Source organism: Halomonas sp. Y3 (assembly GCF_024137965.1).
Classification (GTDB): Bacteria; Pseudomonadota; Gammaproteobacteria; order Pseudomonadales; family Halomonadaceae; genus Halomonas; species Halomonas mongoliensis.
Genome location: NZ_CP099975.1, coordinates 3,877,838 through 3,894,879 on the forward strand (window position 1 = coordinate 3,877,838; position 17,042 = coordinate 3,894,879).

A 17,042-nucleotide genomic window follows, 5' to 3' on the forward strand; every position below is an offset into this window, starting at 1 on the left:
CCCGATCAGCGAGGCCATTAATGGATCGTATTTATTCTGTATTTCGGCGCCATTTTTGCGGAGCTGGAATTGTAATTGGCGCTTTGTTCTTTTCCGCCTCGCTAACTCCTAGCCTCATCCCGCGCAGCTTCGAAGTACAGGGCATCCTTGGAGGGGTGGCATTCAGCGCAGGATACGGCATTGGCGTTTTTCTTGTTGCTACGTGGCGCTACTTACAATTGCCGCCGCTTCATGAGAGCATTCTAAAGCCCACAAGATTGATTCTGTCCGCACTCATATTAACTGCAACAATCATTGGACTGTATAATTCTTCGGGTTGGCAGAACTCCGTTCGCGGGGCCTTGAATATGGAGCCGGTGGACAGCGCCTACCCTGTAAGCGTCAGCATCATAGCCATTCTGACCTTCGGCTTCCTGTTGCTTTTGGCGCGTGGAATCATCGCGCTTGGGCGGACCGTAGCAAACAGGCTTGATAGGTTTCTCCCACGAAGAGTCTCAATCATCGCTGGTGCAGCGGTGACGCTCATGGTCGTTACGACACTCGCAAATGGTCTCTTGATTGAGCATGCTTTCCGTCTCTTAGACAGGTCCTTTGCGGAACTCGACGCATTACACGAACCAGATCGACCGCAGCCTTCAATCGTAGAGCGCGCCGGCAATCCGTCTTCACGGCTGGAATGGCCAAAACTGGGTCGAGCAGGAAGAGAGTTTGTTGCATCGGGTCCTACAGCAGAAGATATCAACAAAATCACTCAAAGAACCGCAGTTGAACCCATACGTCTGTATGCTGGTCTGCGAGTCGCGGAGACACCCGACGAGCGCTCACAGCTCTTGCTTGATGAACTCATTGAGCTGAACGCATTTGATCGCGCCGCCCTTGTTGTCATCACGCCCACAGGTACAGGCTGGGTCGATCCGTCTGCGATCGATGGCTTGGAATACTTATATGATGGCGATACTGCCAGTGTCGCTTTGCAGTACTCTTATTTGAACAGCCCAATGTCGTTGGTATTCCAGTCAGAAAACGGCCTTGAATCATCACAAAGCCTTTTTCGAACCATCTATAGCTATTGGAAGAAACTCCCTGCCGACCAGAGACCCAAGCTTTACCTGCATGGGCTCAGCCTGGGTGCGTTCAACTCTCAGCGATCCATTACTTTCCTTGATCTTCTCGAAGATCCCATCGACGGCGCTGTCTGGAGTGGAACGCCTTTTCCAAGCGAGACATGGCGGACAATCACCGCAAGCCGAGACGCAGGTTCGACCGAGTGGTTACCGGTGTATCAGGGTGGACGATTTGTCCGATTCATGAACCAGAATGGCATCCCTGAGGGCAATATTGCATCTTGGGGCAATGTTCGCATTGTCTACTTGCAGTATGCTAGTGATGCGATCACGTTCTTTGACAAAAACCTGCTCTACAGAGAATCCGATTGGATGAAGGATCCAATAGGTCCTGATGTTTCTCCTCTACTGAGATGGTATCCGGTTGTCAGCATGCTTCAATTACTGGTCGATATGCCGCTATCTGATAGTGTGCCGATAGGGTATGGCCATGTATACGCGCCAGATCATTATCTGGATGCCTGGCTGAAAGTCACAGGAGTTGAAAACTGGAGTTCTGAAAAAATTGATGAACTTAAAAGGCATCTGCATTTGAGGGCCTCGGATGCGGATGGCTACGAGCATCGGGGCGGATGAGCCTGAAATAGCGGCCGCAGTTCAGGGGAGCAATTTCCATGCAAACTTCTGGCATGTGGGTTATCCGTGCGAAATTGGGGTAAGGTTAGAATGGCACTTACTTAAGATCTTTCGGATGACCGTGTTGCCGGATCTGTTCACGTGATTCGTGGTGGGGCATTTGCAATAACCAGTGGGGGCGAGGCCGCCGCTTGATGGCTCTCGACTCCCCCACTGTCAAGCTAGTTGGAACCTCAGCGGCTATTAGACTCTGAACCCTGGAGGGGCGAGACGAGGCTCCCATGAAGTACTCCGACGGGCGCCGGGAATCCATCCTCAAAAAACTGCTCCCGCCGCACAACCGCACCATAGCGGAGGTGGCCGAGGAAGAAGGTATCTCGGCAACCACGCTGTACAACTGGCGGAAGATGGCCGGGCTATTGCTTGGCTACACGGCAATAGCCATACTTCTAACCTTGAAACTCCACCGGGACGGCACGCCCCGCGAGAACTCACCCAAACTCAACAGGATCCGTCATGAGAACAAAACGAACCGCACTGCTCGCCGCCTTGTTGCTCGCCACCACCACAGCAAGTACCCATGCCGAAGCCTGTACCCGTGTGGTTTACCAGGGACCAGAGCAAACCATCATCACCGGCAGGTCGATGGATTTCACCATCGACATCCCGGCCAATCTCTGGTTGTTCCCCCGAGGCATGGAGCGCCATGGCGAGGCAGGCCCCAACTCGATCAGCTGGACATCCCGATACGGGAGCATCGTAGCCAGTTCCTGGGACATCGCATCGCCGGATGGTATGAACGAACGGGGTCTGGTGGCCAATCTGTTGTGGCTGACGGCCTCGACGTATCCCCCCTTTGACCCAAGCGGCGACACACCGGGGCTGACCGTGGCGGCCTGGGCCCAGTATGCGCTAGACAACTTCGCGACCGTGGCGGAGGCCGTAGCGGCTTTCGAAAAGGAAGAATTCGTGGTGGTCTCGGATGTCATTCCCGGCACCGACAGGTTCACCACAGTACACCTGGCCCTGTCGGACGCGGACGGCGACAGTGCCATCCTGGAATACATCGAAGGTAATCTGGTGATTCACCACGACGCCAGCTACCAAGTGGTCACCAATGACCCAACCTACGAAGACCAGCTGGCGATCAAGAACTACTGGCAGCAGATCCCGGGTACCATTTTCCTGCCAGGCACCAATCGAGCCTCCGACCGTTTCGTGCGGGCCAGCTATTATATCGACGCGATCCCACAAACCAGTGACCCACGCACGGCGGCGGCCAGCGTCATGAGCGTGGTCCGCAATGTCTCGGTTCCCTATGGCATCAGCAACGAGGACCAGCCACACATTTCCAGTACACGCTGGCGCGTGGTCTCCGATCAGAAGAACCTGGTCTACTACTTTGAAAACGTGCTCACGCCAAACACCGTCTGGGTTGACCTGAAGCAGGTCGACTTCGACGCTGACCAACCGGTTGGCAAACTGAAGCTGGATGACGACGAGGTCTATGCGGGCAACGCACTGAAATACTTCAAGCCAACGGAACCATTCAGGTTCCAGGGACTGTAATCACCACGATCACGGCGGGATGGCGGCGGCGTTCACCAGATCGGTGCGCGGCACATGGCACCAAGGTGCGCCAACCCTCTACGTTGCCCACGGGCAAATCTGCCCGGCTGTAGCGAAAGGCATGCCAAACCCCACGCACTGCGGCCAACCGTTGCGCCAGAGCCCGCGTTGTTTTGTGGGAGGCCAGCCCTCTGGCCGATGCCGGCGGGGGGGTGAACCCACCAACGGGGGCCATGCCACCGTTGGCGGGCATGCTCGCCGTCAGCATCGCGGCGAGGGCGTCTCGAACGGTTTTCGAGGCACCGCATTGGCGATCGCGCTTGCCAGCCTGTTATGAAACACCCTTTTCTTTCATGCTGCGCGTCTCCTGTATCGCCTCGCTGACTGCTCCGGCGATGATGCCAGCGGGCATGGCGACCAGGCCAACGCCCGAAATTGCCGTCAGTGACGCGAAAAACCGACCCATATTGGTAATCGGATACACATCACCATAGCCAAGCGTCGTAATGGTCTGCACGGCCCACCACATGGACCGTGGAATGCTGCCGAAATGATCCGGCTGCACACTAGCCTCCAGCAAGTACAGCACCGTGGATGAGATGATCAAGAGCATCAGCGCGGCCCCCGCGCTAAGCATTAGCTCGAACTTTCGCGCCGACAGCGCCTTGCCCAGCAGCTCCATCGCCGAGGAAAACCTGCCAAGCCGGGCGATACGCAAGACACCCAGCAGTCGGGCCAGACGGAGGATAAATCCGCCCGCGCCAAACTCCGCCATCAGAATCAGGACGATACAGGCCAGATCCAACAGCGAGGCGGGTCGGATAGCGTAATGAAGCACGCTGTCATAACGAGGATTTTCCGTACTGCTCCACAGTCGCGCCAGATACTCGATCACGAAGACCACCACCAGTACCGTCTGGACGTAGAAAAACCAGGTTTCTCGGCTTTCTTTGAACAGCGGCTCCGTCTCCAGAATCGAGAACAGCACCGATAGCGCGATGAGAACCACGATCGCGGCGTTGGTGCGCGACAGCCCTTGCTCCCTTGTCAGCTCCGGGTCGAGCGAAGCGGCAACCCGCTTGCGTATATCTTTCAAGTTCATGAACTCCCGTATCCAATCAATGAGGGTGCCGGCGGTCACAATTAACGAGAAGGCACCTCTAACAAGAGGGTACCTCGAAAGGTTTTTCGAGGTACCCAAGAGACTCGCCAGGTCTTTGTATCTAGCAATCTGGAGGCCTCCTTCGCCGCCACCGCCCGCGGCACTGAATTATCGGCTCCAACCATTTGGCAGCACTCCCGCCTGGGGGTCAGTTCTGATGGCCATTGACAGCCGTCGAGCTCAACGCGGATGGACCCGTTGCATGACGGAATCCAGGGAGATACGCTTTCGCCCATAGTGGATGGCTTTCTTGGATCAGGTTCTTGGCGGAACGCACTAATTCCACGAGAGAATACCATCCGCCATCTTCGTTTTCAGGCCGGCCCCGTGAATAAGCCGGGTTCATGACATCTGGGTGGCCGAGACCCGCGGCGAGGCACACAAGGCCTTTGATCGCACGGTGAAACGCTTCGAGGCCAAATACCCCAAGGCGTTGGCGTGCCTGGTCAAGGATCGGGACAAGTTGCTCGCGTTTCACGACTACCCGGCAGAGCACTAGGTGCATATTCGCACTACCCAACCGATCGAATCGACCTTCGCCACGGTCCGGCTGAGGACCAAGCGTAGCCGGCCCGGGCGACGACCCTGGCGATGGTCTTAAAGCTGCTCCAGAGCGCTCAGAAGCACTGGAGGCGCATCAAGCACTTCCAGAAGCTGGAGCTGGTCGTCAGCAACGTCAAGTTCCAGGATGGAGAGCAGGTAACCGATCGGTCAGGCAGGAATGCAACCTGTCCGCCATCCACCAGATTTGACGATAATTCCCACCGAGTGGTCTGATAAGGCTTCTAAATGGCGCTGGAATGATCCTATGAAACAGAAATTTGCTCTTTTAGCCCTGCTGGTCAGCACGATGGTCTTGACCGGCTGTGCCGGGCTTGACGCGACCCCCGGTGGAGGTGCCGGCGATGAACCGCTGGAAAATACTTACTGGAAGCTGGTGACAGTGGGCGAGCGTCAGGCGGTGGCCGTCACCGAGACACGCGAGGCGCACCTGGTGCTGCACGCTGAGGAGGCTCGACTGGCTGGCTCCACCGGCTGCAACCGCATGATGGGGGGGTACGAACTTGATGGCGACCAGCTGAGCTTTGGTCAGCTGGCCACCACCATGATGGCGTGTCCCGGCGACGTAATGGAGTTCGAACGCGAATTTCTCGATGCCCTAGGCGACGTCGCCAGTTGGCAAGTCGAGGGCGAAAGCCTGACGCTCGTCGATGGTGAGGGCGAGGCACGTGTCCGCTTCAAGGCGGTGCACCTCTACTGAACCGAATAGCCCTGGAAGCATCGCCTTCGATCTCGGGCCCCCGGAGCGGCGCTGTGTCGCGTCGGGTGCCCTTGTCTTAATCGGCGCTGGCGAGTCGCTGACGCAACCTTGGCAGCCTGCGTGCGACCGGCGGCAAGCGGGCCGCCATGAGCAGGGCAGATGCCAGGGCATACATGACCCACGCCCCCAGGTTCGCGCGCACCACCTGATCGCTAACGCGCTGAGCGGAGGCCGCCGCCCTCGCCACCCAGACGTCGCATTTCGCACATAAAAAGTCGCACCACGAAAATTCCCTTCGCGCCTCCTCCCCCACACTGCTCCTGACATCAGCCATCCGTTCCTCAGGAGCCGACCATGAACCGCAACGTCATCCTCACCTGCGCCGTCACCGGCGCCGGCGACACCACCGCCAAGAGCCCCCATGTGCCGGTCACGCCGAAGCAGATCGCCGACGACTGCATCGCCGCCGCCAAGGCCGGGGCCAGCGTGGCACACATCCACGTGCGCGACCCCGACACCGGCGCCGTCAGCCATTCGCTCGACCACTTCCGCGAGGTGATGGAGCGCGTGCGCGAGGCGGAGGTGGATATCGTCATGAACATCACCGCCGGCGGCGGCGGCGACTGGATCCCCGACGCCGAGGACCCCACCCGCGGCGGGCCGGGTACCGATATCCAGACCCCGGCCGAGCGCCACGCGCCGGTGGATGAGCTCTTGCCCGAGCTCTGCACCCTGGACTGCGGCAGCCTCAACTTCGGCGACATGGTCTACGTGAACCCCGCCGACTGGCTGCGCGAGCACGCCCGCCTGGTGCAGGCCGCCGGCGTCAAGCCGGAGCTGGAGTGCTTCGATCTGGGCCACGTCTGGTTCGCCCGCCAGCTGCAGCAGGAGGGGCTGATCGACGGCGCCCCCCTCTACCAGCTCTGCCTGGGCATCCCCTGGGGCGCCGAGGCGGACACCGAGACCCTGCTGGCCATGCGCAACAAGCTGCCGGCAAGCGCCCACTGGGCCGCCTTCGGCATCGGCCGCCACCAGATGCCCATGGCCGCCCAGGCGGTGCTGCTGGGCGGCCACGCCCGGGTCGGCCTGGAGGACAACCTCTATCTGAAGAAGGGCACCCTGGCCACCAATGCCCAGCTGGTGGAGCATGCCGCCACCCTGATCGAGAACCTCGGCGCCCGGGTCATGACCCCCGCCGAGACCCGCGCCCACCTGGGGCTGCGCGACCCGCAGAGCGTCCAGCCGGTAGCGAAGCGCGCAGGAGGTGAGGCATGAGCCGCAAGCTCTCCGTGATCGGTACCGGGGTGATCGGCAACGGCTGGATCGCCAGGGCCCTGGCCCGGGGCTGGGACGTGGTGGCCTTCGACCCGGCCCCGGAGGCCCCGGCACGCACCCGCGCCTTCGTCGACAACGCCTGGGCCTCGCTGACGCGCCAGGGCCTGGCCGAGGGGGCCAGCCCCGCCCGGCTCACCTTCGTGGATAGCCTGGAGGCGGCCGTGGCCGGCGCCGATCTCATCCAGGAGAACGTGCCGGAGCACCTGGACCTCAAGCGCGAGATCCTCGCCGCCCTGGACGCCGCCGCGGCGCCGGAGGTGCTGATCGGCTCCTCGACGTCCGGCTTCAAGCCCAGCGACCTGCAGCGGGACTGCGCCAAGGCGCCCGGGCGGGTGCTCGTCGCCCACCCCTTCAACCCGGTCTACCTGCTGCCGCTGGTGGAGCTGGTCGGCGGCGAGGCCACCAAGCCAGCCGAGGTCGAGCGCGCCGCGGCGCTCTACCGGGAGCTCGAGATGCGCCCCCTGGTGGTGCGCCGGGAGATCGAGGGGCATATCGCCGACCGGCTGATGGAGGCGCTGTGGCGCGAGGCCCTGCACCTGGTCAACGACGGCGTGGCGACCACCGAGGAGGTGGACGCCGCCGTGGTCTACGGCTGCGGCCTGCGCTGGTCGCTGATGGGCACCTTCCTGACCTTCCACCTCGCCGGCGGCGAGGCGGGCATGCGCCATATGCTCGAGCAGTTCGGCCCCGCCCTGAAGCTCCCCTGGACCAAGCTCGAGGCCCCGGAGCTCACCGAGGAGCTGATCGACCGGGTGGTCGAGGGGTGCGAGCATCAGGCCTCCGGGCGCCCGGTGGCCGAGCTGGACCGCCGTCGGGACGACTTCCTGGTGGAGCTGCTCGACCTGGTCCAGAAGTACTGGCCCGAGGCCGAGGGCCTGGAGGGGCGCATCTGATGGAGATCCTCGCTACCCGCGTCGCCCCGGAGTGGGTCGACTACAACGGCCACATGAATGACGCCGAGTACGCCCGGGTCTTCTCCCTGGCGGTAGAGGCGCTGATGGAGCATATCGGCCTCGATGCCGAGGGGCGTGCCCGTCACGGCTATACGCTCTACACCCTGGAGACCCACCTCTGCTACCGCCGGGAGGCCCACGAGGGGGAGCCGCTGAGCGTGGCGCTGACCCTGCTGGACCGCGACGCCAAGCGGCTGCACGTCTTCTTCGCGCTCAACGACGCTGAGGGCAACCTGCTGGCCACCAGCGAGCAGATGCTGATGGGCATGAACCAGGAGAGCGGCCGGCCCGACGCCTTCCCGGCGCCGGTGGCCGAGGCGATCACCGCCCTGCCCCAGGCCGAGACGGGCGCCTGGCCGGAGCTCGCCGGGCGCACCATCGCCATTCGGCGCTGACAGCGCAGCAACGCCGGACCGCCCGCCACCGCGGGCGGCCCACCGGGACTGCCGGCCCGACGCCCGGCCAAGGAGGACAAGAACATCGCTACGCCAACTCCCCCCCACCGCCCCTCATCGCCGCCCAGCAACGCTTCGCCCAGAGCCGAACTCAACACCGACTACATGGTGACCGAGCTCGCTCAGGGCGGCGTCTTTCAGGGCATGCACAAGGGCATGACGCTGACCAGCGGCGGCCTGGTGCTGCTCTTCGTACTCTTCACCGGGCTCGGCTCGGAGACGGCCGGCAACCTGTTCGGCACGGCACGCACCTGGATCGAGACCACCTTCAGCGGCTACTACCTGGTCACGGTGATGCTGCTGCTGGCGGTCTGCGCCTTCATCGTCTTCAGCCGCTACGGCAGCGTGCGCCTCGGACCCGACGACAGCCGCCCCGAATTCAGCAACTTCGCCTGGCTGGCCATGCTGCTCTCGGCGGGTATCGGCATCGGCATTCTCTTCTTCGGCGTCGCCGAGCCGGTCTTCTACCTGGATGACACCGGCGCCTTCGGCTATCCCAACAACCCCCATGCCGACATGGCCGGCGCCACCGCCATCGGCCACGAGCGGGCCATCGATGCGCTGCGCGTCACGCTCTTTCACTGGGGGCTGCACGGCTGGGCGATCTACGTGATCGTCGGCATGTCGCTGGCCTACTTCGCCTACCGCAAGGGGCTGCCCCTGGCGCTGCGCTCGGCGCTCTACCCCTTCGTGGGCGATCGCATCTTCGGCCCCCTCGGCCACCTCTTCGATATCCTCGGCGTGCTCGGCTGCGTCTTCGGCGTGGCCACCTCCCTGGGCCTGGGCGTCAGTCAGATGGCGGTGGGCCTGGAGCGCCTGGTGGGCGTCGGCTCGGGCCTCTCGACCCAGCTGCTGCTGATCGCCGGGATCTCGGCTATCTCCATCTTCTCGGCGGTCACCGGCGTGCGCCGGGGCATTCGCGTGATCTCGGAGATGAACGTCTGGGTCTCGCTGGCCGTGGTAGGCATCTTCCTGGTCGGCGGCCCCACCCTGTGGCTGATCATGGCCTTCGGCGAGACCCTGCTCGACTACGCCATCAACTTCATCCCCATGGGGCTGTGGCACGCCGACGAGCCGGGCACCGCCGAGTGGCAGCAGGGCTGGACCATCTTCTACTGGGGCTGGTGGCTCGCCTGGGCGCCCTTCGTGGGGCTCTTCATCGCGCGCATCTCCAAGGGGCGCACCCTGCGTGAATTCGTGCTGGGGGTGCTGCTGGTTCCCACCCTGATCATCTTCGTCTGGCTGATCATCTTCGGCGGAAACGCCATGTATCAGGAGCTCCACGCCGCGGGCGGCCCGGGCAGCGCCGGCATCATCGAACTGGTCAACGCCTGGCAGCTGCCGGCGGCGCTGTTCGCCACCGCCGACGGCATCGTCGGCACCGGCGCCTTCGGCTGGCTGCTCTCGGCGATGATGGTGTTCCTGCTGATGAGCTGGTTCGTCACCTCCTCGGACTCCGGCACCCTGGTGCTGACCACCATCCTGTCGCTGGGCGACGAGGAGCCGCCGGCGCGCTTCCGGGTCTTCTGGGGCGTGGTGATCGGCCTGGTCGCCGCGGTGCTGCTGGTGGCCGGCGGCCTCACCGCCCTGCAGACGGCGCTGATCGCCGCCGCCCTGCCGCTGAGCGTGGTGATCCTGGTGATGACCGCCGGCGTGCTGCTCTCGCTGTTCCGCGAGAGCCTCGACGCCAGACGGCGGCGCCGCCTGAACGAGCGGTAGGCCGACCTGGCGGTGTTCCGCCCCTAGCCGCTGCCGGCCCGCCGCCGTATCTCGCGCGGCGGCTGGCCGTAGCGCTCCTTGAAGGCGCGGGAGAAGCTGGAAGCGGAGGCGAAGCCGCAGGCCAGGCTCACCGCCAACACGTCGAGGTCGGTCTCGGTCAACAGGTAGTAGGCGCGCCCCAGGCGCAGGCCGAGGTACCAGCCCTGGGGCGTACTGGAAAGGGTGTCGGCAAAGAGCCGCTGCAGCTGGCGCGGGGTGATCCCGCAGCGCCGGGCAATCTCGGCGAGGGACAGCGGCGCCTCGAGATGGCGCTCCATCAGCGCTACCGCCTGCACCAGGCGGCGATTATGGGTACCCAGGCGGCGCGCCAGGGTCATGCGCTGCTGGTCGCTGCGGTTGCGCAGCCGGTCATGGATCAGCTGTTCGGAGACATCCACCGCCAGGCGGGTGCCGTGGCGCCGGGCAATCACCTCCAGGGCCATGTCCATGGCGGCGGCGCCACCGGCACAGGAGAAACGCCGCGGCCCCAGCTCGAACAGCTCGTCGGAGGTCTCGACGGCAGGAAAACGCTCGCGGAACGCCGGCAGGCTCTCCCAGTGCAGGGTGACCCGCTCGCCCTCGAGCAGCCCCGCGGCGGCGAGCAGGAAGCAACCGGTGTCGAGCCCGCCCAGGGCGCAGCCGGCCTGGTCCAGGCGGTGTAACCAGGCCATCAGCGGCCGGCTCAGGTGCGCCTCGGGCGCGAAGCCGCTGCACACCGCCAGGGACGGCAGGGCGTGGACGTCGCCCGCCGGCTGGTCGACCATCAGGGTCATGCCGTTGCTGGCGGTGACCGGCTGCCCATCCAGACCGAACAGGGTCCAGTCGAACAGCGGCCGACCGCTGATACGGTTGGCGATGCGCAGCGGCTCAACGGCCGAGAAGAAGGCCATCATCGAGAAGCGCGGCAGCAGCAGGAAGCCCACCGGTTCGGGCAGAGGCCCTGTGTAGTCCAGTCGCACGCACCCTGCCTCTCGTTACCCGCCCGTCATGTTCATGAAGCGCACCACCTGGACGTCGCCGTCGGTGGTGAAGTGGTGGCGCTCTGGCTTCTTCGTCATGGCGGCGACGATGGCGGCCTTGAGGCGCTCGGCGTCGCCGGGGTGGCGGCGCAGCACGGCGCGCAGGTCCACGGAGTGCTCGTTACCGAGGCAGAGCAGCAGGCGCCCCTCGGCGGTAACGCGCACCCGGTTGCAGGCGTCGCAGAAGTTGTGGCTGTGGGGCGAGATAAAGCCGATCCGGCTCTCGGAGTCCGCCATGCGGTAGTAGCGCGAGGGACCCAGCGTCGTCTCGGTGGTGGGCACCAGGGCATGGCGGGACTCGATGATCCCGCGCACCTCGTCGCTCGAGCAGAAGGTGGAGGCGCGGTCGTGGCCGATCGCCTGGCCCAGCGGCATCTCCTCGATAAAGCTGATATCCACCCGCTCCCGGCGCGCAAACTCGACCAGGTCGAGCACCTCGTCGTCGTTGCGCCCCTTGAGGATCACGGCGTTGAGCTTGATGCGCTCGAAGCCCGCCTCCCTCGCGGCACGGATGCCGGCAATCACCCTGGCCAGGTCACCGGTGCGGGTCAGGGCGCGGAAACGCTGCGGGTCCAGGGTGTCGAGGCTGACGTTGAGGCGCTTGAGGCCGCCCTCGCGCAGGGCCCGGGCGTGCTTGACCAGGCCGGCGCCGTTGGTGGTCATGGCGAAGTCGCGAAGGCCCGGCAGGGCGCCGACCTCCGACACCAGGGTCTCGATGCCGCGCTTGACCAGGGGCTCGCCGCCGGTGAGGCGGATCTTCTCCACGCCCAGCTCCACGAAGGCGCGGCACAGGGTGGCCATCTCCTCCAGGGTGAGCACCTGGGCGCGGGGCAGGAAGGTCATCTCCTCGGCCATGCAGTAGACGCAGCGGAAGTCGCAGCGGTCGGTGACCGAGAGGCGCAGGTAGCGGACGGTGCGGCCGAAGCCGTCGACGAGGGCGCTCATGCGCGGGCCTTCGCAGGCTCGACGACGGCTTCGGCGTCCATGGGCAGCCGGGCGATCAGTTCGCCCACGTCGCTTGCCACCTCGGCGACGGTAGCCTCGTCATAGAAGTGGCCGCGGCGCTTGCGCAGGCCGCGCTCGTAGAGCCTCACGTGTTCGGTGGGGGCGACGCCGGCATTGGCCAGGCAGTGGCTGGCACAGTGCATCTGGCAGCCGTCGATGGCCACGATGGGCCGACCGGAGCGGGCGGTACGGACCAGGCCCGGCACGCCGCCGCCAACGCCGGCGATGCAGGACATCTCCGCCACGCCGCCGTGATCCAGGCGCAGCGCCACGTCGTTGGCCAGCTGGGCCACGTCGGAGCAGCCGGAGCAGGAGTAGACCAGGGTACGGGGCTTCTTGGTGGCTCGGGACATGGTGCCTCCCTATTCCGATATACGCCCGACGTCCCGAAGGAGGTCAGTCGTCGGTCATCATGAAGTCGCGCAGCTTCTGCTCATCCAGCACGGTGAGCCGCTGGCGATCGATATTGATGGCGCCGCTGTCGCGCAGCTTGGCCAGCAGTCGAGAGAGCGTCTCGGGGGTCATGGCGAGCTGGGCCGCCAGCCAGCGCTTGGGAATCGTCAGGCGCACGACTTTCGGGCTGCGGCTGCGCCCGGAAGGCAGCTGGCGCAGCACATAGCTGACCAGCCGCGACATGGCATCGCCCTGGGTCAGCAGCGCCAGGTCCTCGAGGCGATCGGTGAGCTCCAGTGCCAGGCGGCTCATGAACTCGGCGCGACACTCGGGCTGGCGATCCAGGATCTCCCGGCAGTGCGCCGCCGGGATCGACAGCACATGGGTACGGCGCAGGGCCTCGGAGGAGTATAGGTAGACGCCCTCCCGGGAGACCATGCTCAGCTCGCCCAGGGTGCCGCCGCGCTCCACGCAGCGAATGGTGGCCATGCGGCCGTCGCCGGCGCTGCGCACCAGGCGCACGGTGCCGCTGATCACGATATGCAGCCACTCGGCCGGGGTGTCCTGGCGAAACAGCCACTCGCGGCTCTTTAGGGTGCACAGCTCACCGATACCCAGCAGGGCTTCCACCTCTTCATCGGAGAGGCCCGTCAGCCAGGGCACACCGCGCACCAGGTCGCGCAGCTGGCGCGGATTGAACAGCAGCTCAGTCGAGGAACTGGGCTGTGGGGCAGTATCCGTAGGCATGGCCTTTCTCCACATTCTTGTTGGCGTCTATCACCAGGTAGCCATGGGCCTGACTTGCCGCGCTCAGCATATGGGACCCCTGGCCACCGGCCAGGTGTGCCACCGGCGCTCCGGCACTCCAGTCGAGTACCACCCTGAGCAGTTCGCGACGCCCCTTGGGCCCGCGTCGCGAGAAGCCCGCGGCAACCGGGAACTGCTGAAGCGGTGCCGCCTGGCGGCCCTGGCGCACCTGCACGAAGGGCAGCCCCAGGAACTGCCAACCCACCAGCGAGGCCACGGGATTGCCCGGCAGGGCGATCAGCGGGGTGCCGGTATGCAGGGACTCGCCCAGGTAGCCAAGGGCGAAGGGCTTGCCGGGCTTGATGCCCACGCCGTGAAAGGCAATGCCGCCCAGCCGCTCGATGACCGGGCGCACATGGTCCTCTTCTCCTACCGAAACGCCGCCCGTACAGACTACCAGATCGGCCTCGTCACGGGCCCTGGCAAAGGCCTGATGCAGGTCAAGGGGAGTGTCCGCGATGACGCCCAGATCGAGCACCTCGCAGCCGGACTGAGCCATCAGCGCGCTCAGCATGGCGCGATTGCTGTCATAGACCTGGCCCGGTGCCCGACGGGTACCGGGCTCGATCAGTTCGTCGCCGGTGGAGATCAGCGCAACGGTCAGCCGCTGCAGGACCTTGACCTCGCCGACGCCGTGGCTGGCCAGCAGGGCGATGGCCGCGGCGTCCAGGCGGGCGCCGGCGGGCAGCAGCAGCGCACCCCGGCGGGTCTCCTCGCCGCAGCGGCGAATATTGGCCCCCTCCGCGACGTCACCCTCGACGTGCATGCGCCCCTCGGCATCCAGGGTCACCCGCTCCTGGGGGACCACCGCATCGGCGCCCAGGGGTAGCGGCGCACCGGTGAAGATCCGCGCGCAGCCCCCCTCGGGAAGCTCCAGCACGCCGGCCCCGGCCGGCACGCGCAGGGCTACCGGCAGGCCTTCCGGGCCCAACTCGGCCAGGCGCAAGGCGTAGCCGTCCATGGCGCTGTTGTCGACTCCGGGCATGTCGAGGGTCGCGAGGAGATCCTCGGCCAGCACCCGACGATAGGCCTCACCCAGGGCGATCGTCTCGATGCCGTCGACGGGGCGTGCCGCGGCGACCATGCGGCCGCGGGCGTCGAAGAGGTCGAGCAGCCCGGGAGTCACCACCTCGGCACATCCGCAGCCGCTCATGACTCGGTCTCCTTACGCGACGCCGTGGAGTCGGTCGAGGCACCCTCACTAGGTGGCTGGCGGCTGGCGCAGCGCCGCGCCGCCTCGGGCAACACCATGGCCACGAAGTTGCAGGGCCGGGTGCGGGCATCGAGCTGGGCGGCCAGGATGCCGTCCCAGGCGGTGGCGCAGGCCTTGGGCGAACCGGGCATGGCGAACACCAGGGTGCGGTCGATCACCCCGCCCACGGCCCGGGACTGGATGGTGGAGGTGCCGATGCTCTCGAGCGACAGGTGGCGGAACAGTTCGCCATAGCCGTCGATGGCCTTGTCAAACAGCGGCATCAGGGCCTCCGGCGTGGTATCGCGCCGGGTGAAGCCGGTCCCGCCGTTCACCAGCACCACCTGGATGTCGTCACGCACCACCCACTTGGAGACCACCGCACGGACGCGATAGATATCATCCGGCACGATGCGCCGCTCCACCAGGGCGTGGCCCGACTCGGTGAGGCGCTCGGCCAGCAGGTCGCCGCTGCCATCCTCGTCGAACCCTCGGGTATCGGAGACGGTCAGCACGGCGATGCCGAGCGGGGCGAAGGGGGTATTGGCGTGGACATGGGCCATGGGGTCCTCCTGACCGCCCGCGGGACGGGCGGCGGCAAGCAAGAGAAATATCAGCAAGGTGTAGAAATCGCCGAGAAGGATGAAGCGCAAGGCGCAAGGCGCGCAGCAACCGGAGCCTAGTGGTTTCTAGGTGAGGATTGCGAGCGCCGCGCAACGCAGCGATTCGCCTGCGCAGGCATTTCTACTGCATCAGCGAGTTGGCGCTGTCGTCATCCAGGGCAATGCCCTCGACGCCGATCTCCGACTCCAGCACCAGCAGGTAGTGGCGCAGGGAGCGGCGGGTAGACTGCTCGCGCAGGCTGTGACGCACGCGCTCGGCCACCTGCTCATAGGGCAGCTCGCGGCCCTCGACGCGCTCGTCGATGGCGATCAGGTGCCAGCCGTAGCGAGAGGCCAGGGGACGGTCGTGCAGCCCCTCGGGAAGGTGCTGCAGGGCGCGGTCCAGCTCGGCGACGGTCTGGCCCGGGGCCAGCCAGCCCAGCTCGCCGCCCTGCTCCTTGGAGGGGCAGGCGGAGAAGCGCATGGCGAACTCGGTGAAGCGCTCGGGCGAGGACGCGAGCTCCTTGAGCAGCTTCTCGCCCTGGCGGTAGCCGGCATCCCGGGCCTCGGCGTCGTCCGGCGCGGCAGGCAGCAGGATATGGCGCACCTTCATGCGAGTCGGCTCGCTGAATCGCTCGGCGTGGGCGGCGTGGAAGCGGCGGCAGTCCTCCTCGGAGGGCTCGGGAATGTCGAGCTCCTGCTCCAGCAGGGCGGCGATGGCGGCATCGCCCTCGTCGAGCGCCTCGGCGGAGGCCTCGAGCAGGCCGAGGGCCGCGGCCCGCTGGCGCAGCAGCTCGCGCACCACCAGCGCCCGGGCCGCCTTGAGCTGGGCGGTGCCGGCGGAATCCGCCGGGTGGAACTGCATCTCCTGGGCGATGGCGGCCTCCTCGATGGTGGCCCCGCCGACCTTGATGGGAGGGGGACTGGCGCCCCCCGGAATCATCTCGATATCGATCTTCTGCATGGTGATAAATCCTTGGTGCACAGGCGCTGAGTCTTGAGGGCGCCGGGGACAGGTCATCGAGGGGGTCCTATGCCAGGGATGGCATCGGTAGCGCCCAGGGAGGGGTTCACAGCGCCCCCTCGTAGACCTGTCGCCGGAAAAGCCCGGTCCTGTTTCAGCCTGGTTTCAGCCCCGCTTGCGCACGAGCTGGTAGCGACGGGTGATATAGCCGAACGGAACGCTCCACACGTGGACCAGGCGCGAGAAGGGGAAGAGCAGGATGATGGTCAGCCCCAGGAAGATGTGCAGCTTGTAGATCCAGGAGACGTTCTCCATGTAGGCCGCCGCGCCGCCGCCGAAGAAGACGATGGCCTGGGCCCAGTTGGAGAGGGTCAGCATCATCTCGCCGTCCATGTGGCCCAGCGAGAAGATGATGGTGATCATGCCCAGGAAGGCCTGGAAGACGATCAGCCCGAGGATCAGGGTGTCCATGGTGCTGGAGGACGCGCGCACCCGCGGATTGAAGATGCGGCGATGCAGCAGCATGGCGCCACCCACCAGGCACATGGCCCCGGCGATGCCGCCCACCACGATGGCCAGCAGCTGCTTGGTGCCGGCATGCAGGAAGGGCGAGTAGACCCAGTGCGGCGTCAGCATGCCGAACAGGTGGCCGAAGAAGATCACGATGATGCCGATATGGAAGAGGTTGCTGCCGAGGCGCATGTTCTTCGACGACAGCATCTGGCTGGAGCCGGTCTTCCAGGTGAACTGGCCGTGGTCATAGCGCAGCAGGCTGCCGACCAGGAACACGGTGCCGACCAGATAAGGGTAGTAGCCGTAGATCAGGTGGTCGAGATAGGTGCCGAATGCGGACATGGTGATTCTCCT

The 17,042-nt window shown here is 65.2% G+C and carries 16 protein-coding genes and 2 pseudogenes; 9 read left to right on the forward strand and 9 right to left on the reverse strand.

The annotated features are described in order from the left end of the window. The first annotated feature begins 20 nt into the window (after positions 1 to 20). The 3 genes and pseudogenes from NHL60_RS18375 to NHL60_RS18380 all read left to right on the forward strand — a co-directional run bounded on the left by NHL60_RS18375 (position 21) and on the right by NHL60_RS18380 (position 3,269). Positions 21 to 1,700 carry an alpha/beta-hydrolase family protein gene (locus NHL60_RS18375; protein ID WP_253446807.1) on the forward strand — a complete coding sequence of 560 codons (1,680 nt, stop codon included), beginning with the start codon at positions 21 to 23 and terminating at the stop codon, positions 1,698 to 1,700. A gap of 281 nt (positions 1,701 to 1,981) precedes the next feature. Beyond that, positions 1,982 to 2,101 (forward strand): annotated as a pseudogene (locus NHL60_RS19710) (transposase); the annotation flags it as partial. Between the two features lie 115 nt (positions 2,102 to 2,216). Further along, the gene (locus NHL60_RS18380) at positions 2,217 to 3,269 is read left to right on the forward strand and encodes a linear amide C-N hydrolase (RefSeq protein WP_253446808.1); all 1,053 of its coding nucleotides are present in this window, start codon (positions 2,217 to 2,219) and stop codon (positions 3,267 to 3,269) included. 331 nt (positions 3,270 to 3,600) lie between these two features. Here NHL60_RS18380 and NHL60_RS18385 read toward each other — a convergent pair whose 3' ends face one another. After that, entirely contained in the window at positions 3,601 to 4,371 is a 771-nt protein-coding gene (locus NHL60_RS18385; protein ID WP_253446810.1) for an ion transporter, read from the reverse strand. A gap of 403 nt (positions 4,372 to 4,774) precedes the next feature. Between NHL60_RS18385 and NHL60_RS18390 the strand changes: the two are divergent. The 6 genes and pseudogenes from NHL60_RS18390 to NHL60_RS18415 form a co-directional block, all read left to right on the forward strand. Then, a pseudogene (locus tag NHL60_RS18390) lies at positions 4,775 to 5,208 on the forward strand (transposase); the annotation flags it as partial. Between the two features lie 31 nt (positions 5,209 to 5,239). Then, positions 5,240 to 5,692, forward strand: coding sequence for an META domain-containing protein (locus tag NHL60_RS18395; protein WP_253446812.1), 453 nt, complete (start codon positions 5,240 to 5,242; stop codon positions 5,690 to 5,692). A 354-nt stretch (positions 5,693 to 6,046) separates the two neighbouring features. Beyond that, on the forward strand, positions 6,047 to 6,967 hold the full coding sequence (locus NHL60_RS18400) for a 3-keto-5-aminohexanoate cleavage protein (protein WP_253446815.1): 921 nt from the start codon (positions 6,047 to 6,049) through the stop codon (positions 6,965 to 6,967). Further along, on the forward strand, positions 6,964 to 7,920 hold the full coding sequence (locus NHL60_RS18405) for an L-carnitine dehydrogenase (protein ID WP_253446819.1): 957 nt from the start codon (positions 6,964 to 6,966) through the stop codon (positions 7,918 to 7,920). Before NHL60_RS18400 ends, NHL60_RS18405 begins: the two co-directional genes overlap by 4 nt. After that, entirely contained in the window at positions 7,920 to 8,375 is a 456-nt protein-coding gene (locus NHL60_RS18410; RefSeq protein ID WP_253446822.1) for a thioesterase family protein, read from the forward strand. Before NHL60_RS18405 ends, NHL60_RS18410 begins: the two co-directional genes overlap by 1 nt. 165 nt (positions 8,376 to 8,540) lie before the next feature. Next, positions 8,541 to 10,154 carry a BCCT family transporter gene (locus tag NHL60_RS18415; RefSeq protein WP_253446825.1) on the forward strand — a complete coding sequence of 538 codons (1,614 nt, stop codon included), beginning with the start codon at positions 8,541 to 8,543 and terminating at the stop codon, positions 10,152 to 10,154. 23 nt (positions 10,155 to 10,177) lie between these two features. On the opposite strand, the gene NHL60_RS18420 is transcribed toward NHL60_RS18415, so the two are convergent. The 8 genes from NHL60_RS18420 to narI all read right to left on the reverse strand — a co-directional run bounded on the left by NHL60_RS18420 (position 10,178) and on the right by narI (position 17,030). Continuing rightward, positions 10,178 to 11,152 carry a GlxA family transcriptional regulator gene (locus NHL60_RS18420; RefSeq protein WP_253446828.1) on the reverse strand — a complete coding sequence of 325 codons (975 nt, stop codon included), beginning with the start codon at positions 11,150 to 11,152 and terminating at the stop codon, positions 10,178 to 10,180. Between the two features lie 15 nt (positions 11,153 to 11,167). Beyond that, on the reverse strand, positions 11,168 to 12,157 hold the full coding sequence (gene moaA / locus NHL60_RS18425; protein WP_253446831.1) for a GTP 3',8-cyclase MoaA: 990 nt from the start codon (positions 12,155 to 12,157) through the stop codon (positions 11,168 to 11,170). Then, positions 12,154 to 12,570 carry a putative zinc-binding protein gene (locus NHL60_RS18430; protein ID WP_253446834.1) on the reverse strand — a complete coding sequence of 139 codons (417 nt, stop codon included), beginning with the start codon at positions 12,568 to 12,570 and terminating at the stop codon, positions 12,154 to 12,156. The genes moaA and NHL60_RS18430 overlap by 4 nt, the downstream gene beginning before the upstream one ends. 43 nt (positions 12,571 to 12,613) lie before the next feature. After that, positions 12,614 to 13,357 (reverse strand): Crp/Fnr family transcriptional regulator, encoded by a 744-nt coding sequence (locus NHL60_RS18435; RefSeq protein ID WP_253446837.1) that lies wholly within the window; start codon positions 13,355 to 13,357, stop codon positions 12,614 to 12,616. Then, entirely contained in the window at positions 13,317 to 14,570 is a 1,254-nt protein-coding gene (gene glp, locus NHL60_RS18440) for a gephyrin-like molybdotransferase Glp (protein ID WP_253446840.1), read from the reverse strand. Before glp ends, NHL60_RS18435 begins: the two co-directional genes overlap by 41 nt. Then, on the reverse strand, positions 14,567 to 15,172 hold the full coding sequence (gene moaB, locus NHL60_RS18445; RefSeq protein ID WP_253446843.1) for a molybdenum cofactor biosynthesis protein B: 606 nt from the start codon (positions 15,170 to 15,172) through the stop codon (positions 14,567 to 14,569). Before moaB ends, glp begins: the two co-directional genes overlap by 4 nt. 181 nt (positions 15,173 to 15,353) lie before the next feature. After that, a complete protein-coding gene (locus tag NHL60_RS18450; protein WP_253446846.1) occupies positions 15,354 to 16,175 on the reverse strand; it encodes a peptidylprolyl isomerase in 822 nt (273 codons plus the stop codon). Positions 16,176 to 16,340: 165 nt separating this feature from the next. Next, on the reverse strand, positions 16,341 to 17,030 hold the full coding sequence (gene narI / locus NHL60_RS18455; RefSeq protein WP_253446849.1) for a respiratory nitrate reductase subunit gamma: 690 nt from the start codon (positions 17,028 to 17,030) through the stop codon (positions 16,341 to 16,343). Positions 17,031 to 17,042: the final 12 nt, after the last annotated feature.